This window comes from Streptomyces sp. NPDC008125 (assembly GCF_042957125.1).
Taxonomy (GTDB): Bacteria; Actinomycetota; Actinomycetes; order Streptomycetales; family Streptomycetaceae; genus Streptomyces.
This window is the reverse complement of record NZ_JBIBHR010000002.1, coordinates 374,359-398,639: the sequence shown is the minus strand read 5'-3', so window position 1 is coordinate 398,639 and position 24,281 is coordinate 374,359. Positions and strand designations below refer to the sequence as shown.

Genomic DNA, 24,281 nt, shown 5'->3' with positions numbered 1-24,281 from the left:
GGCGGATCGGCCCCTTCCCGGGCCCCGCGGTGCCGCTCCTGCGTCAGCCCGGTCGGCGCGCGGTCAGCAGGGGCCGGGCGACGGCACCGGCCACCAGCAGGACGGCGCCGACCCCCAGGAGCCACCAGACCGTGGTGCGCAGCGAGGCGGTCAGCGCGTCGGAGATCGCCGCCGCGCCGTCCCGGTCACTCGTAGGCACCGCGTCCAGCACCTGCGCGCGGCCGACGGCGAGCAGCACCCGGAGCACGACCGCGCCCAGGACGAGTCCGCCGCCCACGACGGCGGTGGCGAAGAGCCCGGCCCGCCGCCCGCCCCGGACCGTCGACAGCCCCACCACCAGCACGAGGAGGACCACGGTCGCCACGGCCGGCCAGACGCTGGCGTACCGCAGCCATCCGAACGTCTCGCGCACATGGTCGGCCCGGTCCCCGGAGAGGATGGTGAGTTCGGTGCGCTCGACCGGGATCTGGTCGGCGAAGGGCACCCCGCTCACCTCCAGTTCCTTCTTCACCTGCTCGATCACCGGGGCCAGGTCGATGGTCACCGACTCGCCGGAGTCCCCGTCGAGCGCGGCCGTGATCGAGGTGTGCGCGGTGCGGTTCGCCGCGTCCCACGCGGCACGGAACGCGTCCGTCGTCGTGAAGGAGAGGACGCCCTGGTGCAGGAAGTCCCGCATCGTCTGCTGGAGCTCGCCGAGATCGATCCGTCGCATCGCCTCGTCGGTGATGAGGTCGGCGACGGTCTCGCGCACGGCGGGGTCGGAGGAGAGCGGGGAGACGGCAGCCACGTACCGGTCGGTGTCGTCGACCTCCAGATCGACCCATGCGGAGAGCGCGCTCAGCGGCACCAGGACGGCGAGCACGACGAGCAGCACGGCCGACAGGGTCGCTGAGCAAGAGGTCCGCATCTCCTCAGGGAATCCCGGCGGCCGTGGTCGCGCCCCGAGCCGTCGTCCATTCGAGTTGCCGGGCGGCGCGGGCGGGTGTGCGCTGGAGTGACAAGGGGGCGACGGAAGGAGCTCTCCATCATGGCCACACACGCAGCCATGCCCGGGTCGAGGTCCCGGGCATCGCAGGCCAGGACGCCGGTCCACCGTCACACCGCGATGGTGTGGGCGGTGCCCCTGCTCCTCGGCGTCATCTACGGCTTCTACGCGGCGTTCATCAGGCGTGACGGCGGCCCGAGCACGGGCGGTCAGGTGGCCCTGGGCTTCGCCGCCGGTGTGGCGTTCGCCGTGCTCTGCTTCGCGCTGGCCCGGTTCGAGTACGCGATCCCGCGTGAGGCGCGGGCGGCGGCCTACGGGGCGCTGACGGCGTGCGCGATCGGGTTCCTGGTGAGCCTGACCGACACCAGCGTGCTGCGCTCGGCCATCCTCGGCCTGGCGGTCGGCATCCCGGTGGCGCTCGCCACGTACTACTTCTTCTACTCGCGGGAGGACTGGCCCGAGGAACGGACCACCGACCGGACCACCGGCGGGACGATCTACCGGGCGACGGACAGGACCGCCCACCGGATCACCGACCGGCCGCTGCCCGGGGGAGGTGCGGGTGAGCGTCGAACCGGCCGTCGGGACGACCGGACTGGTGAAGGCCTCCGGTGAGAACCGGGCCGTGGACGGCGTCGATCTCGTGCTCGCGGGGGCCGCGCTGGTGCTGCTGTTCGCCTCTGCCTTCTCGTGGGTGTGGACGATGTCCGGGTGCTGCTGCGCACCGAGAAGCCGGAAGTGAGCGGGGCGCAAACGTGCCGACGGCGGTGAGCGCGGGCCCTTGGGGGCACCGCGCTCACCGCCGTCGGGCTCTTCGCCCGGTCGCGAGAACGTCTCGGCCGCCCGGACCGCCCAGCCGTGTACGGCCGTCCCGGCGGTGTGCGGCAGCCGTCTCAGTCGCGTACGACCGTCACCGGGCAGGGGGCGTTCTGGGTGACGTGGAGGCTGACCGATCCCAGCAGGGTCGCCTTGAAGCCGCTGTACCCCCGCGCGCCGACCACCAGCAGGTTCGCTCCCTCGGCGCGGTCGATGAGGTTCTGCGCCGGGTTGCCGATCACCACGACCTTGCTGATCCCCGCCGCGCGTTCCGCGCCGAGGGCCTCTTCCAGGGCCTCGGTGAGGGAGACCGTCGCCAGGGCCTGCGGGTCGAAGTCCTCCGGCATGCCCGGCATCATCGAGGCCCAGCTGGTGGCGGGGTACTCCCAGCTGTTGACGGCTTCGACGGTGTCGCCGGTGAGCTCGCCCTGGCGTACCGCCCAGTGCAGTGCCTTGATCGACGACGCCGAGCCGTCCACGCCTACGACGATCCTGCCCATGTTCTGCCTCCCGCTGGGTCCCGCTCGATCCGATGTCCGGTCCGCTGTCCGGTCCACTCCCAGTAGACCGGACATTTGGTACTTCGGCGTCCAGTCGTGTCCGACCATTCCCGCCGGGCGGGCGGTGTCCGGCACGGCCTGGTCCTCCCACCGGGCGTGTCCGTGCGGCGGGGCGCCGGTCAGTCGAGCCGCAGGTCGGCGAGCTGCTGGGCGAACGGCACGATCGCGTCCAGCCCGTCGTCCAGGCCCAGCGTCCGGGAGGCGCCGGAGACCGTACGGCCCAGGACCGCCGAGGCCAGCTCGCCGCCGGCCCGCCGGATGCGGGACGGCAGCCCGTCGGTGTACTCGTCGCCGGACGATCCCCAGTCCTCCGACGCCGCGTAGACGGAGGTCGGTACGGTCACGGCCCGCAGGTACGCGAAGAGCGGGCGCATGGCGTGCTCCAGGACCAGCGAGTGCCGGGCCGAGCCGCCGGTCGCGGCGATCACGACCGGCTTCCCGGTCAGCGCGGTGTTCTCGATCAGGTCGAAGAAGGACTTGAACAGGCCGCTGTACGAGGCGCTGAAGACCGGGGTCACCGCGATCAGCCCGTCCGCCCCGGCCACCGCGTCGACGGCGTCCTGGAGGTCGGCCGACGGGAACCCGGTGATCAGGTTCTTCGCGATGTCGACGGCGAGGTCGCGCAGATCGATGGCGCGGACCTCGACCTGGCGGTCCTGTCCGGTCTCCAGCTGTTCCCGGGTGGCCGCCGCCAGCCGGTCGGCCAGCATCCGGGTCGAGGACGGCTGGCTCAGCCCGGCCGACACGGCGACGATCCTGAGCGGGGCGGTCGAGAGGACGGTGGCGCCCACGGGTGCGGTCATGGCGGTCAGACCTCCTTCGAGGCGGTACGGGCGGCGGTGACGGCCGGGTGGACGGGGGCGGACTCGGGCACCCCGGCGGGGCGCAGGGCGGCGAACTCCTTGCGGAGCACCGGGACGACCTCCTCGCCGAGGATGTCGAGCTGCTCAAGGACCGTCTTGAGCGGGAGGCCGGCGTGGTCCATCAGGAACAGCTGGCGCTGGTAGTCGCCGACGGCGTCACGGAACGACAGGGTGCGCTCGATGACCTCCTGCGGGGAGCCGACGGTCAGCGGCGTCTCGCGGGTGAAGTCCTCCAGCGTCGGGCCGTGGCCGTAGACCGGGGCGTTGTCGAAGTACGGGCGGAACCGCTTGACGGCGTCCTGCGAGTTCTTGGCCATGAACACCTGGCCGCCGAGGCCGACGATGGCCTGCTCGGCGGTGCCGTGGCCGTAGTGCGCGTACCGCTGGCGGTACAGCTCGACCATCTTCTTGGTGTGGGACATCGGCCAGAAGATGTTGTTGTGGAAGAAGCCGTCGCCGTAGTAGGCGGCCTGCTCGGCGATCTCGGGGGACCGGATCGAGCCGTGCCAGACGAACGGCGGCACGCCGTCGAGCGGGCGCGGGGTGGCGGTGAAGGACTGCAGCGGCGTCCGGAACTTCCCCTCCCAGTCCACGACGTCCTCGCGCCACAGCTTGTGCAGCAGGGCGTAGTTCTCGATGGCGAGCGGGACGCCCTGGCGGATGTCCTTGCCGAACCACGGGTAGACCGGGCCGGTGTTGCCGCGGCCCATCATCAGGTCGACACGGCCGTCCGCGAGGTGCTGGAGCGTGGCGTAGTCCTCGGCGATCTTCACCGGGTCGTTCGTCGTGATCAGCGTGGTGGAGGTCGAGAGGATGAGCTTCTCGGTGCGGGCGGCGATGTAGGCGAGCGTCGTGGTGGGCGACGACGGGACGAACGGCGGGTTGTGGTGCTCGCCGGTCGCGAAGACGTCCAGGCCGACCTCTTCGGCCTTCTGCGCGATGGCGAGGGTGGCCTTGATCCGCTCGTTCTCGGACGGCGTCCGGCCGGTCGTCGGATCGGTGGTGACGTCCCCGACGGTGAAGATCCCGAACTGCATGACGTCCGCCTCCTGTGCTGTGTCCGCTTCAATGTTGTTGAAGCTTGAACTAACTGGTCCCACCCTACAACGGGGACCCCCCACTGGCTATTCCGCCCGTGCACCCCCTGTTGCCCCTGAGGGAACGACGGAGGAAACGCGGGTGGTGCGGAGGTGGTGCGGGCCGTCCGCACGGGCCTTCGGCCCCTCGGGCGGGCGCCGACCGGGTGCGTACGCTGGGGGAAACGCGCCGTGGCCGGAGCCGGCCCGGAGCCGTCGGGGCCGACGGGGCGCGTCCGAGCGCGTGCGGGACGAGGGGGAGCTGCCGTGAGCGAGAGCGAGAACTGGAAGGAGCGCGGCGTCGCGCTGCGCGTCTTCGTGTACGTCTTCGCCACCCACGCCTTCGCGGGCTTCGTCTACCTGCTGTTCTACGTGGGGGACCACGCCCACAGGTAGGGCCCGGCAGGCGAGGGCGCGTCTTCGGACTGCCGTCTGCCGGTCGGCGTCCGGCGCGCACGCTCGCCGCGCTGCCGGGTCGCACGCACCGGACGCCGCCCGGGCCCGGCCTTCGGCCGAACGACGGCAGTGTGAGGACGCGCCCCGGGGCGCGGGGTTCCCGCGTCAGCGGCGGGCGACGGCCAGGCTGACCACGTACCGCTCCTCCACCGTCCCGTCCGGGAACGCGGCGGACAGCAGGCCGTGCTCCTCGGCGAGGAAGGCCTCCGTCCCCGCTGCGCCGAGGACCAGGAAATCGGAGTAGCTGGCGAGGTTGGCCAGATGTGTACCGAGGGGCACGCGCCGGGACCAGACGAGCTGCCGGTGGGCGAAGCCGAGCCCGGTCGGCAGCCCACGGAAGCGGGCCCGGGGGTCGTGAGGACGGTCCGCTGCTCCGAAGAGCCGGCGCAGACGCGCGTCCTGGGCGCCGACCCAGGGGACGGTGGCGTCCGAGTCGTTCCACCAGAGGGCGAGGGCGCCGCCGGGGCGCAGCACGCGCAGCGCTTCCGGGACGGACGCCCGCGGATCGGTCCAGTGCCAGGACTGGGCGTAGGTGAGGAAGTCGAGGCAGGCGTCGGCCAGGGGCAGCCGGTCGCCGTCCCCCAGCACCAGCGGGACCCCGGGCAGCCGGCGGCGGAACTCCGACGCCATCCCGGCGCCGGGCTCGACCGCGAGGACCCGCGCGCCCCTGTCCCGCAGGATCGCCGTCGCCAGCCCGGTGCCCGCCCCGACGTCGGCGACGGCGGCGCCCCCGATCGGACGGCCGCCGAGCTCCTCGACCGCGTCCAGCAGCGCCGGAGGGTAGGAGGGGCGGTTCGCGGCGTACGCGGCGGCGGCGAGGTCGAACGAGCGGGCCTGCGAAGTCCGTTTCATACGGCCATTGTTGGAGAGGCTGGTCCCCGCGCCGCCACTGGTTTTCCGGGCGCGGGCGGGCGCCGCCGATCCCCGGGCGGGCCGACAGGTGCGCGTTACACTCGCTCCATGACCTCCGTACCGTGCCGGAACTGGTGGCGCTCCTCCTAGGAGCGGCACCCCTTCCGCACGGAACCAGGGCCGTTCGACACGGACGGCCCTTCTCCGTTCCCGCGTACGGCGCCCGAGGCGCGCGCGACGGGGAGACGGACACGGATCAGCTCCACGGCGGGGCCGTCCTCCACGCAGCCACACCTCGCGAGGAGAGATTCCATGACCACGATTCCGCCGCTCACCACCTCCGCCCCGGGCGCCGACCCGCTCGCCGCCGTATCTCCGCTCGCCGCTTCCACCGTCGCCGCCGCCCGAAGGCGCAGCGCCGAGCTGGAACGGGAGCTCGCCGCTGCGCCGGGCCGCTTCCGGGTGATGACCGGGGACCGGCCGACCGGCCCCCTTCACCTCGGGCACTACTTCGGCACCCTCCACAACCGGGTCCGACTCCAGGACCTGGGCGTGGAGGTCTTCGTGCTGATCCCCGACTACCAGGCGCTGACCGACCGGGACGTGGTCGACCGGCTCGCCGGGACGATGGAGGGGCTGCTCCTCGACTACCTCGCCATCGGCATCGACCCGTCGCGTTCGACGATCTTCAACCACAGCGCGGTAGCCGCCCTGAACCAGTTGCTGCTGCCTTTCCTCAGCCTGGTCTCGGTGGCCGAACTGGGCCGCAACCCCACCGTCAAGGACGAGATCGCCCACTCCCGCCAGGCGGCCGTCAGCGGTCTGATGTACACCTACCCGGTCCACCAGGCCGCCGACATCCTCTTCTGCAAGGGCAACCTCGTCCCGGTGGGCCAGGACCAGCTGCCGCACCTGGAGCTCACCCGGACCGTCGCCCGCCGCTTCAACGAGCGCTACGCACCGGTCTTCCCCCAGCCCGAGGCGCTGCTCTCCGCCGCCCCGCTGCTGCTCGGCACCGACGGCGGCAAGATGAGCAAGAGCCGCGGCAACGCCATCGCCCTCGGCGCGACCGCCGACGAGACCGCCCGGCTGATCAAGGGTGCGAAGACCGACGCCGACCGGCGCATCTCCTACGACCCCGGACACCGGCCCGCGGTCTCCAACCTCGTACTGCTCGCCGCGCTGTGCCAGGACCGCGACCCGCACGAGGTCGCCGAGACGATCGGCGACGGCGGGGCGGCCGAGCTCAAGCGGACCGTGACGGAGGCCGTCAACACCCGGCTGGCGCCCGTCCGGGCCCGTCGCGCGGAGTACGCGCTGGACCTGGGGTACGTACGCTCCGTGCTGCGTGCCGGGAACGCGCGCGCGAACGAGATCGCCGAACGCACCCTGGACGAGGTCCGGGAGGTCATGGGGACGCTGCGGTAGAGGACCCGGTGCCGGGCGACGCGTCGGGGGCGCGGCGCCCGCCCGGCACCGGTCACGTCATGCTCACTTCTTGAGGAAGTCCAGCAGGTCCTTGTTGAACTTCTCCTTGTCGCCCGGCACCAGCGCGATGCCGTGCGAGCCGCCCTCGTAGACCTTCAGCGTGGCGTCCTTCACCAGCTTCGCGGTCTTGCGGCCGGTGGCGTCGATGGGGACGACCTGGTCGTCGTCGCCGTGCACGACGAGGGTGGGGACGTCGAACTTCTTCAGGTCCTCGTGGAAGTCCGTGGAGGCGAAGGCGTCGACGCAGGCGACCCCACCCTCGATGGTCTCGGCCATGGCCATGTACCAGAACGCGTCCTTGTTGCCCTGGGTGACCTTGTTGCCCTCGCGGTTGGCGGAGTGGAAGCCGACCGCGGTGTCCTTCCAGAACTGCGAGCGTTCCGTCAGGATGCCCTTCTTGATGTCGTCGAAGACGCTCTGCGGTACACCCTCCGGGTTGTCCGGCCCCTGGAGCATCAGCGGGGGGATGGCGGAGAGCAGGACGGTGGACCTGATCCGCTCCGTGCCGTGCCGGCCGATGTACCGGGCCAGCTCGCCGCCTCCCATGGAGTGCGCGACCAGGGTGACGTCCCTCAGGTCGAGCTGGGTGATCAGGTCGTCGAGGTCGTCGGCGAAGGTGTCGAAGTCGTAGCCGTCCCACACCGGGGTGGAACGGCCGTGGCCCCGGCGGTCGTGCGCGATGCCGCGGTACCCGGCGTCCGCGACGGCCTTGAGCTGGTCCTGCCAGGCGTCGCCGTTGAGCGGCCATCCGTGGATGAAGACCACGGGGCGCCCCTGGCCCCAGTCCTTGTAGAAGATCTCGACTCCGTCGCGCGTGGTGCAGACGGGCATGTGCTTCTCCCTTTCCTGCGGTCCTGCCGTACAGGGGACAACACGGTCCATTACCGCATGACGGGAATTTCGACGGGGAGCGCTCTTGGGCCGAACGGGTGAGGGCGGGAGGGGCCCGGTGGGGGCGCTGTCCAGGGGAGGCGCTGTCCGGTGGGGGCGCTGTCCAGATGTGGAGCCGTCGGGTGGGGAGCGTTTCACGTGAAACGCTCCGGCGCCGTGCTCTCCGCCGCTTCAGCGCCGCCCAGAGGCCGCGCGCTGCCTGCGCAGCAGCTCGGCGAGTCCGCGCCGGGTCGCGGCGATCACCACGCGGTCCTCGGCCTTGAGTACGTACCCGTCCGGCAGGTCCCAGATCAGCCCCGAGGTGCGCTGCCTGTCCCCGGCGCCGTAGAGGGAGGTGGCGGTGTCGGGTATACGGCCGCCGGGCGGGGTGGTGTCCAGGGCCAGCACGCGCCAGGCGCCGGCCCGGAACGCCTGCGCGACGGTGTGGCCCTCCAGCTGGGGGTGTCCGCCCACCACCAGGGCGGCGAAGAGCATGACCTTCCGCTCGACCGGGACCGCGCCGAGGATCTGCCGGCCCATCATGGCCACGGCGAACGAGGGGGCGGCCAGATGGGTCACCGACCGGGAGCGGGTGGTGGCCCCCGGGTGGGCGGTGCGCAGGGTGCGGTAGACGACGGTCGCGAAGTCGTCGTCGTAGAGCCGGAGGGCCACGCGCAGATCGGGCTTGATCGACCGGGCGTAGAGGGTCGCTTCGAGGTTGGTGGTGTCGCTGCTGGTCAGGGCGAGCAGTGCGCGGGCCCGGCCGACCTTCGCCGCCTCCAGTACGCCTTCCTGGGTGACGTCGCCGATGACGGTCGGCACGTGCAGCGAGCGGGCCAGCGGGATGCCCCGGGCGTTCGGGTCCTCCTCGACGACGACCACGGGGATGCCGAGCTCACGGAGGCGTACGAGGACCCGGGTGCCGATCTTGCCGAGGCCGAGCAGCACCACGTGGCCGGAGAGGCCGCGCGGCGGGCGGCGCAGCGAGGAGGCGGTGCGCAGGGTGCCGAAGGCCTCCAGGACCGCCGCGATCAGCAGCGGCAGCAGCAGGAGCCCGGCCACCCCCGACAGCAGTTGGATGATCTTGCGGGCGGAGGGCGCGGTGTCGTCCGCCGGGTCCCCCATGGCGAAGAGGTCGAGCAGGGTCAGGTAGACCGAGTGCGGGGCGCTGTCGCCGGTCGTCCGGACCGAGGCCACCGCCAGAGCGACCACGGCCGCCGCGACGCCCAGGGCCGACCAGCGCAGCCGCCGCGAGAACACCTGGCTCAGCGGGGCGCCCCTGCCGCCCATGCGGGCGGCGGGCCGGTCCGGGGCCGAGCGGCTGACGGTCTCCAGGACGATGGTGCCGCGCCCGGTCGCCGCCGCCACGGAGCGTTCGTCGGGCAGCAGCCGCGGTCCTTCGTCGCCGCTGCTGTCGGAGCCCTCGGCCCCGGCCGGGTCGACGGTGGTGGAGGAGAGGAGCGCGAGGGTGCAGAGCCCCGGGTCGGCCCGCTCGCCGGGACCGGGCGGGGTGCGCTCGGCCGCGCGCAGCAGCAGCCCCTCCGCCTCGACGACCTTGCTGCTGCCGGTCAGCGCGGTGGCGGCCAGGGCCGGGGCGACAGTGTCGGCGTCGGAGAGGACCGTGGTGCCGGCGTCCAGGGCGGCCTGGTCGAGTCCGGGCACGGCGAAGGCCGCCGCCTGGTCGAGGAGGGTCTCCAGGTGGACGCCGAGCTTGCGGTTGTAGAGGCGGATCACCAGGCGCAGACGGGGGTTGAGGCGGCGGGCGGTGAGCGCGGCCCGGATGTTGCGTTCGTCGTCCTCGTAGACGAGGGCGAGGGCTGCGGCCCGGTCGACACCTGCCTCTTCCAGGATGTCGTCGGAGGGTTCCGCCGATTCCATGATGACGACGGGCTCCACCCCGGCGTTGGTGTCGCTGTCGCCGGATCCGACGCCCTCCAGGGGTGCGGGACCGGTGCGGCTCATCGCCGCGGACATCCGGCCGAACAGGGCGGAGGCGCGGGCCCGCTGGTTCAGCGGGAGGTCCGGCTGCGCGGCGTCGGGGCCGGGCGGGAGGATCAGGGTGACGCGTTCCCCGTAGACGTACCGCAGTTCCACGGCGAGCCGCCGGGCGAGCGCGTCGTCCCCGCAGACGACCATGTGGCCGGACAGCGGGAGGCGTTGGGGGCGCTGCGGCTGCTGGGGGAGAGAGGACACGAAACCCAGCATGCCTTGCTCCTGTCGGGTCGGTACGGGACTCGGTGATCCGTGTGCCGAACTCGGGGCCGGGGCCGGGGAGAAGGGGGTGCGGAGGGAGCGGGGAACCCGGTACGAGCCCCGTCGCCGGGGCCCGTCGCCGGGCCGTTCCCCCGATTCCCCCGTGTTTTCCCCCGCTGGTCCCCCGTCAGAGCACCGTCACCGAGGTGGTCGTTCCCCCGTGTGGTGCTGTACGGATCGTGTCATCCGGACGGGACTTCGCGCACTGCCGGATTCCGGCAGTCCTCGGGTGAGGAGGTTGCCGGACCGTGGAACGGACGGATGTGCGCTACATATACGTACGGGAACCACGGGGAAGGAACGAGCGATGGCGGAAGCGCGCATATCCAGCGGGGCACTGGGGGACTACGTCCAGGTCCTGGAGGAAGTGGCTGTTACAGGAAGGCGGTTGACGCACAAGGAGCTGGAGGACCGCCGCGAACTGGGGCGGGACGCCGCGGAGTCCGGGCTCCGGCTGCGCGAGCTGATCACCCTCCACCTCGCGCGGACCCGCGCGCACTGGCCGTGCACGGCGGCCCGGGGAGGCGGCGCCTCGACGGACGCCGTGCTCCACGCGGTGGAACAGGCCGTGGACGCGTTTGTCGAGGGCTTCGAGGAGGCCCAGCGGATGACGGTGCGCCGCGAGGAGGCGGCCCGTCGCGAGTTCATCGACGACCTGCTCTACGGGCGCAGCGACCTCGGCCGCCTCGCGGAGCGGTCCACCCGGTTCGGGCTGCATCTGTCGCGGGCGCACGCGGTCGGGGTGGCCGTGGGCCCGGAGGCGTACACCGAGACGGACGCGGTGCCGCGCAGCGTGGAAGCGGCCTTGCTGGCCCGGTTCGGGGGGCGGGAGATCCTGCTGACGACGAAGGACGGCCGCCTGATCTGCATCGCGCCGGGCAGCCGGCCGGAGGTGTTGCTCCACTTCGCCCAGCAGTCCCACGCGGCGACCGGCGGCGGGCGGGCGGCCATCGGCCGACCGCACCACGGGCCGGGCGGTGTGGTGCAGTCCTACGACGAGGCTCTCGAAACCCACGAGCTCGCCGAGCGGCTGGGGCTGGACGAACCGGTGCTGCACGCGGCGGATCTGCTGGTCTATCCCGTGCTGACCCGGGACCGGCAGGCCATGGTGGACCTGGTGCGCAGTCGGCTGGGCCCGCTCCAGAAGGCCCGGGGCGGTGCCGAACCGCTGCTGCGGACCCTCCAGGCGTACTTCGACTCGGGGTGCGTCGCGGCGGAGACGGCCCGGCGGCTGTCGCTGAGCGTCCGGGCACTGACGTACCGGCTGGAGCGCATCCACCAGCTGACCGGCGCCGACCTCGCCGACCCGGTGCACCGGTACACCCTGCAGACGGCGGTGATCGGCGCCCGGCTGCTGGACTGGCCCACGAAGGAGATCTGAACCCGCGCGCGGCGGGAGGCTCCCGGTGCGGAGGGTCCCCGCGCACGGAGGGCCGGGTACCTGGTGTGCGCGGCCCTCCCCTCGTGCGGTCGCCCTCGGGACCGGGATGCCGTCGGGCCCATACGCCATCGGGCCCGACGGCTCACCTGCTCACGTCATCAGGCCCCCACGTCCCTGCGCCGGAGGTCTTCGAGGGACTCGCGGCGGACGAGCATGCGTGCGGCGCCGTCCGTGACGGCGACGACCGGCGGCCGGCCCACGAGGTTGTAGCCGGACGCCATCGACAGGTGGTACGCCCCCGCCGCCGGGACGGCCAGCAGATCGCCCGGGTGCACGTCCTCGGGGAGTTCCACCGCGTCGGCCAGGATGTCCCCGGCCTCGCAGTGCCGGCCCACCACGGTCACCGTCCGCCCGGGAGCGTTGGACGCCCGGCCGACCATGCGGGGCGCGTACCGCACGCCGTACAGGGCCGGGCGCGGGTTGTCGCTCATGCCGCCGTCGACGGCGACGAAGGTGCGGGTGCCGGTCCGCTTGACGGAGAGCACCCGGTACACGGCCACGCCCGCCGGGCCGATGACCGCCCGTCCGGGTTCGACGGTCAGCCGGGGGACCGGCAGCATGGCCCGCGCGCAACCGGCGGCGAGTTCGGCGCGGATGCGCGCGGCGAGGGTGGGGATGTCGAGCGCCGGTTCGCCCGCCCGGTACGCGATGCCGTGCCCGCCGCCCATGTCCAGCTCCGGCAGCGCGACGCCGTGCTTGTCCCGGGTGCGGGCGAGGAGCCCCACCATCCGGCGGAGCGCGGAGACGTACGGCGTGACCGAGGTGATCTGCGAGCCGATGTGGCAGTGCAGGCCCACGAGTTCGAGTCCCGGCTGGCCGAGGACCCGGTCGATGGCGTGCTGCGCCGAGCCGTCCATGAGGGAGAGGCCGAACTTCTGGTCCTCGGTGCCGGTACGGACCGCGGCGTGCCCGCCGGCCGAAATCCCGGGCACCACTCGGATCATGACGCGCTGGCGGGTTCCGTGCGGCACCAGCGCGGCGAGGCGGGCGATCTCGGAGGTGGAGTCGAGCACGATCCTGCCGACACCGAGCCGTACGGCGGTGCTCAGGTCCTCCGGGCTCTTGGCGTTGCCGTGCAGCACGATCCGGTCGGCCGGGAAACCCGCGCTGATCGCGAGGAGGAGTTCACCGGCCGAGCAGACGTCGAGCCCGAGCCCCTCCTCCCGTACCCAGCGGACGACGGCCCGGCTCAGGAAGGCCTTCGCCGCGTAGACCACGTCCGCCTCTTCCGGCGGGAACGCGGCACGGTAGGTCCGGCAGCGGTCGCGGACCTCGCCCTCGTCGAGTACGTACAGCGGGGTGCCGAACCGTTCGGCGGCCTCGGTCAGGGAGACCCCGCCCACCGTCATGTCCCCGTGCGGGCCGGGGCGCGTCGACGCGGGCCACACGTCCTGCGGATACGTCTGCCGGGCCGGTGACGCGCACGGGGTGAGGGCTGACGCGCACGGAGTGAGGGCTGACGCGCACGGGGCGAGGGGTGCGGGGGAGGTGGGGACCTCCCCGGCGGGGTCGAGGGACCCGGCCGGGGAGGGGGCGCCGGCGGGGCTTGGGGACCCGGCCGGTGCGGGGGTGGGGACGGGGGCGAGGGGGGTGGTGGTCATGGGGCGCTCCCTTCAGCGTCCGTGGCGGACGAGCGCGGGGGCGTCGGGGACGGCCGGCGCGGGAGGAGCCGTGCCCGTCGCGGGGACGACGGCTGCGGCGGGGATCGCCTGCGGGGCAGGAACGGCAGGCGCGGTGGTCGCGGCGGGGCCCGCGTGCGCGGCGGTGTGGGGCACCGAGGGGTGCGGGTCGGCGGCGCGCGGCGCGGAGAGCAGCGGGTCGACGGTGAGGGTGCGGACGCCGAGAGGAGCGGCGAGGTCGCGCAGGGCCGGTTCGCAGAGGCGTACCCACTGCTGCCCGGCACCCAGGGTGGCGACGAGCAGGCGTTCCGAGGTGAACGCGACGGCGGTGCGCGCGCCGAGGGGTGTACGGAAGAACCGTGCCTGGACGCTCGACGGGCAGCGGGCGGAGCCCGCGCGGACGGGTACGAACAGCGGCCCGGCCGGGACGGATGCGATCGGGGGTCCGGCCGGGACGGATGCGATCGGGGGTCCGGCCGGGACGGGTTCGAGGGGGTCGGGATCCGGCAGCGCGGTTTCCATGGTGCCTCCAGACGTCGGCACGGGTCGCGGACGCGACCCGGCGGTTCGTCTTCGACGCTAAGTCCGCAGGCAGGGGGCGGCGCGGCCGGCGTCCGGGCCCTGACGGGTACTTGACGCCGGACCCGGGTCGCCTTGACGCGACGCTGACGTGGAGTCCTCGGGCACGGGCGGGCTGACGAGCCTTTCGGGGCCCGGTCCGCCCGGAAAGGCGACACGCCCCGGCCGTCAGGACCGGGGCGTGTCGGAGTGCGGTGCGGCGGGCCCGGCGCAGGGGCCTAGCCCGGAGGTATCGGTGCTTCGGAGCAGGGCCCGAACTCAGAGGTCGAACTCGTGCGGCGGCAGGTCGAGGGCGTAGCACGCCTCCCGGACCACGGCCTGCTCCGACTTGTCGAAGTCGCCGTCGGCGCCACCGATGACGATGCCGATCTGGATGACCGCGCGCGCCTCGGCCGGCTTCTTCTTCGCCTTGGCGATCTCCTGGAGCACGGAGACCTTGCCGAAGGCGAAGTCGGCGGTGAGCTTGTCGACGTACGCGTTGAAGCGGCGCTGGAGGTCATCCGCGGGGAAGTTCTGGAGCACGTCGTTGCTCATGATCAGCTGGGCGACGCGCTGCCGCTCCGACGGGTCGATGGAGCCGTCGGCCGCCGAGACCAGGGCGCACATCGCCATGCTCGCGTCGCGGAACGCCCCGCTCTTCAGATCGTTCTTCTTCGCCTCCAGCTGCGTCTGCATCGTCGAGGCGGATTCCTTGATCCGATCCCACAGGGCCATGACGTCTCCATACGTTGCTTTGCGGTGCGTTGGCTGAACCGAGTGGAACTCTACAGACGTGTAGAACTCGCCGCTCGACCCGGCGGGCTTTGCCATGGAATGGCGGCTCAGTAGGATGCGGCGATCGCTGAGCAGTGCCCGGGGCCGCCCCGCCGCGACTGCGAGAGCCTGCGCGAAGGGCGGACACCGCATGGGAAACGCGGGACGGCACGAAGACGTTCCTGGCCTTCCCCCGGGGGCGGGCGTTCCTCCGGGGGCCGGCCTTCCTCCAGGGGCCGGCGTCACTCCGGGGGCCGACGTGTCTCCGGTGGCGGACGCCCCCCAGGGTGCCGACGCTTCACCCGGCGGTGGTGGCGGTGGTGGCGGTGGTGGCGGTGGTGGCGGACGGCCGCGCAAGCGTGGGCAGGGTGAGCTGGAGGCAGAGGTACTCGCCGCGGTGCGCGCGGGCGGGGGGCCGGTGACGGCGGGCTGGGTGCGCGAACGCCTCGACGGCGGGCTCGCCCTGACGACCGTCATCACGATCCTCTCCCGCCTCCATGCGAAGAACGCGGTCACCCGCACCCGTGCGGGCCGGTCCTCCACGTGGACGAACGCCTCCGACGAGGCAGGCCTCGCCGCCCTGCGGATGCGTCGGGTGCTCGACGGCGAGCGGGACCGCGAGGCCGTCCTCGCCCGTTTCGTCTCCGCGCTCAGTCCCGGCGACGAGGAACGCCTGCGGGCCCTGCTGTCCCGGACCGGCCCGGCGGGTTCGCCGGAGCCGGACGCGGGCGACCCCGCCGAGCCCGCGTGGCCCGATGCCTCCGGCCACGCGTCGGGGAACCGATGACGACGACAGGGGTGCTGGGGGAGCGATGGGCATCTTCGTCTACTTGCCACTCGTCCTGCCGCTGACCGCGCTGCCCGTCGCGCGGCTGGCCGCGCACCACTTGCACCCGCGCGGCGCGACCCGGTTGCTGGCCGTCGCCGGTACGACGCTCGCGCTGTGCAGCACCCTCTGCCTCGCCCTGCTGATGGTGATCGGTACGGCCCGGCTCCCCGGCAACCCGTTGCCGGACGGCTGGTCGGACCCCGAGGTCAGGGCCGCACTGCCCTACGAGGACCGGACTGGCCTGGTGGCCATCGGGGTGCTGGGCGCGGTGGTGGCCGGCTGCGCGGTGACGCTCGTACGCCATGTACGGACCCGGGCCGCCGCAGCCCGCGCGCTGGGGGCGGCGGGAGCGGGCCGTGGGGCCGTTTCCGCTCACGGTTCCGGCGCCGATGCCGGGGTGCGTGTGGTGGAGTCGCCCGCCCCGTACGCGTACGCGCTCCCCGGCGGCCTGTTGAGCGGGCGGACGCGGGGTACCGCGGGCACGGGCCGGGTCGTCGTCTCCAGCGCACTGCTCGACTGCCTCGAACCGGACGAGCAGCAGGCGCTGTTCGCCCACGAGCGGGCGCATCTGGCGGGGCGCCACCACCGCTATCTGTTGCTGACGCAGCTGGCCGCGCGCGCCAACCCGTTCCTGGTGCCGCTCCGTACGGCGGTGGCGTACACCACCGAGCGCTGGGCCGACGAGGAGGCCGCGCAGGCGGTCGGCAGCCGCCGGGTGGTGGCGCGGGCGGTCGGCAAGGCGGCGCTGGTCTCGGCCCGTTCGCCGTTCGCGGGGCCGGCGGGGTCCGCCGGGCCGACGGGGTTCGCGGGGCCGGCAGGGCCGGCGGGGTTCGCGGCGGCAGGGCCCGTACCGCTCCGGGTGGCTGCTCTTCTCGACCCCGCCCCGACCGCCCGTTTCTGGCCACCGGCGTCGGCGCACCTGCTGCTCGCCGCACTGACGGCGACGGCGGGTACGGCGGTCTCCGCGCTGTCGTCGGTGAACGCCACGGTCACGCTGGTCCGCATCCTGCACGGGGCGACCCTGCTGTAGACCCGGCTACACCGGGGAACTTCGCAGGTCAGAGGGAAACCGGCGCGCCGCGTGCGGTACGCGACTGTTGCTCTGTCCGGGAACGGTGACAGTGGTGTCGTGGGTCCAGGACATCCGGCCGAGGGGATCCCCGAAGGGCTCATAGTGATCACACAGCGGGTCGCACCGCATGTGACGCAGCGGATCGCACCGTGTGTCACGCAGCAGATCACCCACCAGATCACGGCAGGCCGTGGAGAGACGCCTCTCCGTGGACGCCCTTCCCACGGGAGCAACGCCATGGCTTCGGCCCTCCGCACCAAGACCGCCGTCCTCGTCGCCGCCGCAGTCGCGGGCACTCTGCTCCTGACCGGCTGCCAGGGTGACGACTCCGACGCAGGCTCCGACACCGGCGCGAAGGACACGAGCAGCAGCAGCGCCGCCGCCACGCTTCCGGCCGAGACCCCTGCGGCGCAGGACGCCCCGTCCGCCACCGGCACTGCCGACAGCACCAGCGGCGGCAGCACCACGGGCGGCAGCACCGGCTCGGGCGGGGACGCTGCGGACGGTTCGGGCGACCGGGAGACGGCCGTCGAGGGCATCGACCAGGGCAAGGGCGTCAACGGCACCTGGAACGGCAAGGTGCGCTACCTCGCGCCCGGCAAGTACACGGTGACCCGCCCGGGCGACGTGGACCAGCAGTTCTTCGTCTCCGAGGACACGGACATCGAGGGCACCGGCGACATCTGCGGTACGGAGGACGGCCAGGCCGCCATGCCGTGCAGCGAGGAGATGCTGGAGGCCGCGACCAAGGGCGACGGCGTCGACGCCGAGGTCGTCGTCGTGAACGGCATCGCCACGAGCATCGTCGACAACCACAGCTGACGCCGACCACGGCGCGCAGACCCGCCGCGCGCGGAACTCCCCGCACGGGGAGCGCCCCGTACGCGGAGCCCCCCGAACGGGGAGCGCCCCGTACACAGAACTCCCTGTCCGCAGCCAACGGCCGACTGCAAACAGGAAGTTCTTCGTGTCGCAGGGTGGGACGGACGAGGTACTCAGTCGCGGCCCTCGCCGACGTGCTCCGGCGTGAGGTCGTCGTGCGTGGGCCGGGTGGTGGTGGCCGGAGCGGCCTTGCCCACGGGGGCGGTCGCCTGGGCGCCGACGCTGGTGCCGGTACCGCGCAGTGCCTTGATCCGGGTGACGGCCGGTTCGGTCCAGCGGGCGGTGAGCGGGCCGAGGATGACCAGGATCAGTACGTACGCGGTGGCGATGGGCCCGATGCGGGGCTCGGTCGCGACGGCCAGACCGGCGATGACGATGGAGAACTCGCCGCGCGCCACGAGCGTGCCGCCCGCCCGCCACCTGCCGCGCGACTTGATGCCGGCGCGGCGGGCCGCGTACCAGCCGGTGAAGATCTTGGTCAGCATGGTGACGACGGCGAGCAGCGCGGCCGGGAGCAGTACCGGCGGGATGTCGGCCGGGTTGGTCGAGAGGCCGAAGAAGACGAAGAACACCGCCGCGAAGAGGTCCCGCAGCGGGGTCAGCAGCTTGCGCGCCCCCTCGGCGACCTCGCCGGAGAGCGCGATGCCGACGAGGAACGCGCCGACGGCCGCCGACACCTGGAGCTCCTGCGCCAGCCCGGCGACGAGCACGGTCAGGCCGAGGACGACGAGGAGCAGCATCTCCGGATTGTCGGAGGAGACGGCCCGGCTGATGATCCGGCCGTGGCGCAGCGCCAGGTAGAGGACGAACCCGACCGTTCCGAGCGCGATCAGCAGCGCGACGCTGCCCCCGGCGAGACCGACTCCGGCGACCATGGCGGTGAGCAGCGGCAGGTACACCGCCATCGCCAGGTCCTCGATGACGAGGACGCCGAGGATGACCGGGGTTTCCCGGTTGCCGAGGCGTCCGAGGTCCGTCATCACCTTGGCGATCACCCCGGACGAGGAGATCCAGGTGACTCCGGCCAGCGCGACGGCCCCGGCGGGACCCCAGCCGAGTATCAGCGCGGCGACGGCGCCGGGGGTCGCGTTGAGGACGAAGTCGACGAGGCCGGAGGGGTACTGGGTTTTGAGGCTGGTGACCAGTTCGGAGGCGCTGTACTCGAGCCCGAGGAGGAGCAGCAGCAGGATCACGCCTATCTCGGCGCCGACCGCGGTGAACTCCTCACTGGCACCGAGCGGCAGCAGCCCGCCCTCGCCGAACGCCAGACCCGCCAGGAGGTAGAGGGGGATCGGCGAGAGACCTATCCGGCCGGCGAACCGCCCGATGATCCCCAGCCCGAGAATGACGGAGCCGAGCTCCACCAGCAGTGCGGTCATGTCGTGCACGATCAGCCCTCCGCAATGATCTCGGAGAGCGCGTCGACGCCCTCACGGGTACCGACGACGACGAGCGTGTCACCGATGGCCAGCCGGAAGTCGGGCCCCGGCGACGGATGCGCACTGTGCGTCCGCAGCACTGCCACGATCGATGCCCCCGTACGGGTCCGCGCCCGCGTATCCCCCAACACCCGTCCGCCGTAGGGCGATCGGGACCCGAGCGGTATGTGCTCGGTCACCAGGTCGATGCCCTCGGTCCGTACGGCGTCGATCGGTGCGGGATCGATGAGGTGGGCGAGCGCGGTCGCCTCGTGCGTCGTCAGGGGGACGGTCAGCCGGCACGAATCTGGGTCGTCCTGTTCGTAGAACCCGATGAACCGCCGCCCGTCGTGGTGGACGACGACGGAGATGTGCTGGCCGGACTCGGTGATGAAGTCGTACTGAGCCCCGACTCCGGGCAGCGTGGTGCGGCGGGTTCCCATGACTTCCTCCCGAGTGGAGCGCCGATGCGTGCGGCGCTCCTCGTCAGCTCTTGGTGATCTCTTTACCTTTCAACACCTTAACGCGATCCATACGCGTCGCGGGGGGCCGGGGGAGGAGCGGGGGTGGTATGGGGAGGTGCCCCGGGTGCGGTGCGGTGCGGGGTGGTGGGCCGGGGGCGTCGTTGATCACTTCGCGGGCGGGAGGGAGGGCGGGCGGGGTAGTGGGTGGGGTTGGGTGTTGGGATGTTGGTTATTTGTGTGGCCTGTCGGATGTGCCGGAGTCGGTGAAGTTGGCCCGGATGCTTGCAGGGGCTGGATGAACCCGCAGGTCGGAAAGGTGCTACCGGTGCGCGCGGGGACGGTCCCGGCAGGCCCACGCGATCAGGGTCGCCCGAACACGTTTCCCGCGCGTGTGGACATGGCTGCTACGTGTACCAGCAGGCCTCAAGCCGTTGGGCTTCCATGGTTTCGCAGTGCTGCGCACTGGGCTGGACTTTGCTTCTGGTTGGCCGGAGTGCCGCCGTCGCCGTAACGGGTCCCGATCTCGCCGAGGAGTGTGACCACCGGCTCAGTGTCCGCCTCGGTCGCCAGGCTGATCTCTGCGGCTGCTCCTTCCGGTGGGGTGCTGTGTCCGCGACTCACGGCGCATTGGCGCAGGGGGCACAGGTCAACAAAAAAAGTCGAGTACCTGGGCGACGAACGACACCGTCCGGTATTTCACCTGGTGCCAGCGATTGCAGAACGGGCGCGGCAGCCACCACTTGCGCGATGCCACGGGTCGTCTGCACCACCGGCAGACCGGCGCTTCCCTCACCAGTTCGAACGAGACCCCCATGCGGCGACTTTAGCGGCGCTCTCCCGCGTACGGTGCTCGCGTGCTGCGCTCGGTGGCCGGCCACTCCAGCGCGCTGTCCGGGCCTCTTCGCACCTCCGGTGGCCGGGGAGGGCGGCAACGAATCGCGCGGCAAAGGAACGAGAAGGCGGCTTACCGTGTGTCCGCCGAGAAGCCCCGTGGGAACGTGGGGTGTTGACGGGCACGGGAGCTATGAGCAAAGGGCTGTGGCGATCATGGGCGATGTGCTCCAATTGTCGGAGTCGGTGAAGTTGGATGATTCGAGCCCTGTGACCGTCTAGACGCCCAGGTCAGGAAGGGTGCTCCCCGCGCGTGCGGGGATGGTCCCCGGGAGCGGCGGGCCGTCAGGGGGTGTGGCCCGTGCTCCCCGCGCGTGCGGGGATGGTCCCGGGTGCGGCATGTACCGCATCCAGCTCCCCATGTGCTCCCCGCGCGTGCGGGGATGGTCCCCCGGCGCCCTCGGCAACAGCCAGCGGGGCGAGGTGCTCCCCGCGCGTGCGGGGATGGTCCCAAGGTCGCCGGCCTGCACGCCCCGGAGCTCACGTGCTCCCCGCGCGTGCGGGGATGGTCCGGCTTCTCCCCGCTGCTGCACATCGGCCTGCCCGGCCCCCGGTGCTCCCCGCGCGTGCGGGGATGGTCCCAGCCGGAATCAGCCAACCGCCACACCCGCCCAGCCGCGCCCCTCCGCCGCCGGGAACGCCCCGAGCGAAGCCGGTGCCCCTACCCTCGGCGGCGCACCCCAAACAGCACGCGTGCCCCTTTATGCCGAGCGCTCAGAGCCCCGACCGGTCGCCCCGGAGGCCGTAACTGAGCCAGTAAACATCGAAACACCCCAACCTCACCCTCGAAAACAACACCCAAACGAAACCGACCAGTCAGATTTTTTCATTGCCGATCTCTCTTCCCCTGACCGACTGTCGTACTGCAATCTGAGGCCCTGCAAGCACAGCAAGTGCCATAGGCATGGGGGACGACGTGCGGCTGTCCGATGCTGCCCGGAGCGTGTGGGCCAAGCATGATCACGACACCAAGGCGTGGATGCCGCTCTGGCAGCACCTGGAGGACAGCGCTGCCGTGGCGGGGCGGTTGTGGGACGAGTGGTTGCCGCGCAGTGTGCGATTGCAGGTGGCCGAGGTGGTGCCCGGTGGGGAGGCCGACGCGCGGTTGCTGGTGGTCTGGCTCGCGGGGACGCACGACATCGGGAAGGCGACGCCCGCGTTCGCCTGCCAGGTGGAGGATCTGGCGGACCGTATGGGCCGGGCCGGTCTGGAGGTGCCTCTTCTGAGGCGCTTCGGTGACGACCGCGGACTCGCTCCGCACGGCCTGGCGGGTCAACTCCTCGTCAATGAGTGGCTGGTGGAAAAGCGCGGGTGGCCACGGTCGGCGGTGGACCAGTTCTCCGTCGTGATCGGCGGGCACCACGGGGTACCGCCCAACGACTCGCAGCTCCATGGCGTTCGCCTGCACCCGGAGCTGATCCGCACCCCGGGGAGGACCGAACCGCGCTGGAAGCAGGTGCAGTTCGAGATTCTCGATGTGTTCGCGGAGCAGCTCGGGGTGTCCGGCAGGCTGGATGCGTGGCGCTCGGTGGAGTTGCCGCAGACCGTGCAGGTGCTGCTCTCGGCAACCGTCATCGTCGCCGACTGGATCGCCAGCAACCCGGATCTCTTCCCGTACGTCGGCACGGGTGTGTCCCGGACCGCGTCCGAGCGTGTGGAGGCGGCGTGGAGCGGGATCGATCTGCCGCCGCCGTGGCAGCCGGTCGAACCGGAGGGTACGGCGGACGAGTTGTTCGCGGCCCGGTTCGCGCTGCCGCCGGGCGCGACGGCGCGGCCCGTGCAGGAGGCCGCCGTACGCCTGGCGCGCGAACTGCCCCGTGCCGGGCTGATGGTCATCGAAGCACCGATGGGCGAGGGCAAGACCGAGGCGGCGCTCGCGGTCGCGGAGATCTTCGCGGCGCGCACGGGGGCCGGCGGCTGCCTCCTCGCGCTTCCGACCCGGGCGACCAGTAACGCCATGCTGCCCCGCCTGATCAGCTGGCTGAACCGGCTGGACGGGCTCGCCGGGGCCGGGCGGCACTCGTTGTTCCTGGCCCATGCCAAGGCGGCGCTCCAGCGTGAGTACGCGATGCTCCTGGCGAAGGAGGGGCGTCGGCCTCTGCGGGCCATCGATCTGGACGGGCCCCAAGTGGCGCGTCGGGCCTCGCGGGACCAGGACCTGGCCGCCACTGAACTGATTGCCCATCAGTGGCTGCGGGGCAAGAAGAAGGGGCTGCTCTCCTCCTTCGCGGTCGGCACCATCGACCAGCTGCTCTTCGCCGGGCTCCGCAGCCGGCACCTGGCACTGCGCCATCTCGCGGTGGCCGGCAAGGTCGTCGTGATCGACGAAGTACACGCCTACGACGCCTACATGAACGTCTACCTGGAGCGTGTCCTCGCCTGGCTCGGCGCGTACCGGGTGCCGGTCGTCATGCTTTCCGCGACCCTTCCGGTCGGTGTGCGACGGTCCTTGATCGACGCGTACACGGCCGGTGCGGCGGGCGAGGGGGAGGCCGGGGCGGGTGCTCCTCGGAGCCCGGCCGCGTACCCGCTGCTCACGGCGGTGGCGGCCCCCGGGCCACGCGACGCCTCCTCCGCCCCCGCCGCTGCCCCGGCGCTCCTCACGGCGCGACCGCCGGCCGCGTCGGGCCGGGGGGTGGACATCGCGCTTGAGTCGCTGGACGACGGGCTCGACGTGCTCGCGGACGCACTCGCGGTCGCACTGCGCGAGGGTGGTTGCGCACTCGTCGTACGGAACACCGTGGAACGTGTCCTGGAGACGGCCGCGTTGCTCCGTGAGCGGTTCGGTACGGAGAACGTCACCGTCGCCCATTCGCGCTTCCTGGACCTGGACCGGTCCGAGCTCGACGCGCGACTCCTGTACCGGTTCGGGCCGGAGGGCGACCGTCCGAAGGGGACCGAGGCGCACGTCGTCGTAGCGAGCCAAGTCGCCGAGCAGTCCCTGGACGTGGACTTCGACCTTCTGGTGACCGACCTCTGCCCTGTGGACCTCATGCTCCAGCGCATGGGCCGGCTCCACCGCCACCAGCGAGGACCCGGTCAGAACGAACGCCCCGTGCCCCTCCGCCGGGCGCGCTGCCTGGTCACCGGGGTCGAGGGCCCCGGCCTGACACAGTCCGGCCCGACACAGTCCGAGCTGACTCAGACCGCGCCGCCCGGACCGCCCGGACCGCCCGGATCGCCCGCACTGGCCGGGCCGCTTGAGCAGACGGGGCAGACGGGGCAGACGGAGCAGACGGAGCAGACGGAGCAGACGGAGCAGACGGGGCAGCCGGAGCAGACGGGGCAGCCGGAGCAGCCCGGGCCGCCGCGCCCGGTGGCGGGGTCGCAGAGCGTGTACGGGCTGCACGCCCTGCTGCGGTCCGCAGCCGTCCTGCGGATGTATCTCGGTCCGGAGAAGCGCGCGTTGAGGTTGCCGCAGGACATCACCGGACTGGTGCAGACGGCGTACGGCTCCGACGAGATCGGCCCGCTCGACTGGGCGGAGACCATGCGGGAGGCCGAGGACGAGCATCACACGGAGGTGGGCAGGAAGCGCAAGGCGGCACGGGCCTTCAGGATCGACCGGGTGCGCGCGGACGGTAGTCCCCTGATCGGGTGGATCGACGCGGGTGTGGGTGACGCGGACGACTCGCGGGCAGGGCGGGCCCAAGTCCGGGACACCGAGGAGTCGATCGAGGTTCTGGTGCTCCAGCAGCACGAGGACGGTTCGCTCACCACACTCCCCTGGCTGCAGGACGGGCGTGGCGGGCTCCTGCTGCCGATGGACGCGGTGCCGCCGTACCGCGCGGCGAAGGCGCTTGCCGAGAGCTCGATGCGGTTGCCCGCCGTGTTCACGAAGCCGTGGGTGATCGACCGCGTCATCGCGGAACTTGAGGAATTCATGATTCCGCAGTGGCAGGTGAAGGAATGCCAGATGCTCGCCGGGGAGCTGGTTCTGGCGCTGGACGTGAATTGTCAGACCCGACTGGCAGGCTTTGAGATCGAGTACAGCCGGGTGGACGGTCTGAAAGTCACGCGCCCGGACGCATCGACGTGAGGTGGGGGCCGATGGAAAGGGAAGTCGGGGCCGGTGGAGGGCGAGGAGCCGATGTCGTCGTCGGCGATGCGGTCG

20 protein-coding genes, 1 pseudogene and 1 CRISPR repeat array are annotated in these 24,281 nt (G+C 72.3%); of the genes and pseudogenes, 9 read left to right on the top strand and 12 right to left on the bottom strand.

Annotation, left to right across the window (positions count from 1 at the left end):
• Positions 1-43: 43 nt before the first annotated feature.
• Entirely contained in the window at positions 44-907 is an 864-nt protein-coding gene (locus ACFZAX_RS04495; protein WP_390958990.1) for a hypothetical protein, read from the bottom strand.
• Positions 908-1,027: 120 nt separating this feature from the next.
• On the opposite strand from ACFZAX_RS04495, the pseudogene ACFZAX_RS04490 reads away from it, so the two are divergent.
• Both ACFZAX_RS04490 and ACFZAX_RS04485 read left to right on the top strand, forming a co-directional pair.
• Positions 1,028-1,435: pseudogene (locus ACFZAX_RS04490) on the top strand (hypothetical protein); the annotation flags it as partial.
• 148 nt (positions 1,436-1,583) lie between these two features.
• Positions 1,584-1,727: a hypothetical protein gene (locus tag ACFZAX_RS04485; protein WP_390958988.1), complete on the top strand. Its 144-nt coding sequence runs from the start codon at positions 1,584-1,586 to the stop codon at positions 1,725-1,727.
• A 151-nt stretch (positions 1,728-1,878) separates the two neighbouring features.
• Here the strand turns inward: ACFZAX_RS04485 and ACFZAX_RS04480 are convergent, their stop codons facing one another.
• The 3 genes from ACFZAX_RS04480 to ACFZAX_RS04470 form a co-directional block, all read right to left on the bottom strand.
• Entirely contained in the window at positions 1,879-2,301 is a 423-nt protein-coding gene (locus ACFZAX_RS04480) for a universal stress protein (protein ID WP_390958986.1), read from the bottom strand.
• A gap of 179 nt (positions 2,302-2,480) precedes the next feature.
• A complete protein-coding gene (locus ACFZAX_RS04475) occupies positions 2,481-3,164 on the bottom strand; it encodes a CE1759 family FMN reductase (RefSeq protein ID WP_390958985.1) in 684 nt (227 codons plus the stop codon).
• A gap of 5 nt (positions 3,165-3,169) precedes the next feature.
• Positions 3,170-4,261 carry a CE1758 family FMN-dependent luciferase-like monooxygenase gene (locus ACFZAX_RS04470; RefSeq protein WP_390958983.1) on the bottom strand — a complete coding sequence of 364 codons (1,092 nt, stop codon included), beginning with the start codon at positions 4,259-4,261 and terminating at the stop codon, positions 3,170-3,172.
• A gap of 306 nt (positions 4,262-4,567) precedes the next feature.
• Here ACFZAX_RS04470 and ACFZAX_RS04465 point away from each other — a divergent pair, with 306 nt between their 5' ends.
• A complete protein-coding gene (locus ACFZAX_RS04465; RefSeq protein WP_390958981.1) occupies positions 4,568-4,696 on the top strand; it encodes a DUF6126 family protein in 129 nt (42 codons plus the stop codon).
• 165 nt (positions 4,697-4,861) lie between these two features.
• On the opposite strand, the gene ACFZAX_RS04460 is transcribed toward ACFZAX_RS04465, so the two are convergent.
• Positions 4,862-5,608, bottom strand: coding sequence for a methyltransferase domain-containing protein (locus ACFZAX_RS04460; protein WP_390958980.1), 747 nt, complete (start codon positions 5,606-5,608; stop codon positions 4,862-4,864).
• 312 nt (positions 5,609-5,920) lie between these two features.
• Between ACFZAX_RS04460 and trpS the strand changes: the two genes are divergently transcribed.
• Positions 5,921-7,036, top strand: coding sequence for a tryptophan--tRNA ligase (gene trpS / locus ACFZAX_RS04455; RefSeq protein ID WP_390958978.1), 1,116 nt, complete (start codon positions 5,921-5,923; stop codon positions 7,034-7,036).
• A 63-nt stretch (positions 7,037-7,099) separates the two neighbouring features.
• Here trpS and ACFZAX_RS04450 read toward each other — a convergent pair whose 3' ends face one another.
• Both ACFZAX_RS04450 and ACFZAX_RS04445 read right to left on the bottom strand, forming a co-directional pair.
• A complete protein-coding gene (locus tag ACFZAX_RS04450) occupies positions 7,100-7,927 on the bottom strand; it encodes an alpha/beta fold hydrolase (RefSeq protein WP_390958976.1) in 828 nt (275 codons plus the stop codon).
• A 231-nt stretch (positions 7,928-8,158) separates the two neighbouring features.
• Positions 8,159-10,171: an NAD-binding protein gene (locus tag ACFZAX_RS04445; RefSeq protein WP_390958975.1), complete on the bottom strand. Its 2,013-nt coding sequence runs from the start codon at positions 10,169-10,171 to the stop codon at positions 8,159-8,161.
• 355 nt (positions 10,172-10,526) lie between these two features.
• On the opposite strand from ACFZAX_RS04445, the gene ACFZAX_RS04440 reads away from it, so the two are divergent.
• Entirely contained in the window at positions 10,527-11,600 is a 1,074-nt protein-coding gene (locus ACFZAX_RS04440) for a helix-turn-helix domain-containing protein (protein ID WP_390958973.1), read from the top strand.
• Positions 11,601-11,758: 158 nt separating this feature from the next.
• Here the strand turns inward: ACFZAX_RS04440 and lysA are convergent, their stop codons facing one another.
• The 3 genes from lysA to ACFZAX_RS04425 all read right to left on the bottom strand — a co-directional run bounded on the left by lysA (position 11,759) and on the right by ACFZAX_RS04425 (position 14,572).
• Complete coding sequence (lysA, locus tag ACFZAX_RS04435; RefSeq protein WP_390958971.1) at positions 11,759-13,261, bottom strand: diaminopimelate decarboxylase; 1,503 nt, start codon at positions 13,259-13,261, stop codon at positions 11,759-11,761.
• Between the two features lie 12 nt (positions 13,262-13,273).
• Entirely contained in the window at positions 13,274-13,801 is a 528-nt protein-coding gene (locus ACFZAX_RS04430) for an SAV_915 family protein (protein WP_390958970.1), read from the bottom strand.
• Positions 13,802-14,116: 315 nt separating this feature from the next.
• Positions 14,117-14,572 carry a TerB family tellurite resistance protein gene (locus ACFZAX_RS04425; RefSeq protein WP_390958968.1) on the bottom strand — a complete coding sequence of 152 codons (456 nt, stop codon included), beginning with the start codon at positions 14,570-14,572 and terminating at the stop codon, positions 14,117-14,119.
• 307 nt (positions 14,573-14,879) lie between these two features.
• On the opposite strand from ACFZAX_RS04425, the gene ACFZAX_RS04420 reads away from it, so the two are divergent.
• The 3 genes from ACFZAX_RS04420 to ACFZAX_RS04410 all read left to right on the top strand — a co-directional run bounded on the left by ACFZAX_RS04420 (position 14,880) and on the right by ACFZAX_RS04410 (position 17,334).
• Positions 14,880-15,398, top strand: coding sequence for a BlaI/MecI/CopY family transcriptional regulator (locus ACFZAX_RS04420; protein WP_390958966.1), 519 nt, complete (start codon positions 14,880-14,882; stop codon positions 15,396-15,398).
• Positions 15,399-15,423: 25 nt separating this feature from the next.
• The gene (locus ACFZAX_RS04415; protein WP_390958964.1) at positions 15,424-16,470 is read left to right on the top strand and encodes a M48 family metalloprotease; all 1,047 of its coding nucleotides are present in this window, start codon (positions 15,424-15,426) and stop codon (positions 16,468-16,470) included.
• A gap of 279 nt (positions 16,471-16,749) precedes the next feature.
• The gene (locus ACFZAX_RS04410; RefSeq protein WP_390958962.1) at positions 16,750-17,334 is read left to right on the top strand and encodes a hypothetical protein; all 585 of its coding nucleotides are present in this window, start codon (positions 16,750-16,752) and stop codon (positions 17,332-17,334) included.
• A gap of 173 nt (positions 17,335-17,507) precedes the next feature.
• On the opposite strand, the gene ACFZAX_RS04405 is transcribed toward ACFZAX_RS04410, so the two are convergent.
• Together ACFZAX_RS04405 and ACFZAX_RS04400 are read right to left on the bottom strand one after the other, a co-directional pair.
• Positions 17,508-18,782, bottom strand: coding sequence for a cation:proton antiporter (locus ACFZAX_RS04405; RefSeq protein ID WP_390958961.1), 1,275 nt, complete (start codon positions 18,780-18,782; stop codon positions 17,508-17,510).
• Positions 18,783-18,784: 2 nt separating this feature from the next.
• Complete coding sequence (locus tag ACFZAX_RS04400) at positions 18,785-19,255, bottom strand: TrkA C-terminal domain-containing protein (RefSeq protein ID WP_390958959.1); 471 nt, start codon at positions 19,253-19,255, stop codon at positions 18,785-18,787.
• 1,152 nt (positions 19,256-20,407) lie between these two features.
• Positions 20,408-20,749: a CRISPR direct-repeat array (repeat unit 29 nt; unit sequence GTGCTCCCCGCGCGTGCGGGGATGGTCCC).
• 322 nt (positions 20,750-21,071) lie between these two features.
• On the opposite strand from ACFZAX_RS04400, the gene cas3 reads away from it, so the two are divergent.
• Positions 21,072-24,206: a CRISPR-associated helicase Cas3' gene (cas3, locus tag ACFZAX_RS04395; RefSeq protein WP_390958957.1), complete on the top strand. Its 3,135-nt coding sequence runs from the start codon at positions 21,072-21,074 to the stop codon at positions 24,204-24,206.
• The last annotated feature ends 75 nt before the right edge of the window (positions 24,207-24,281 follow it).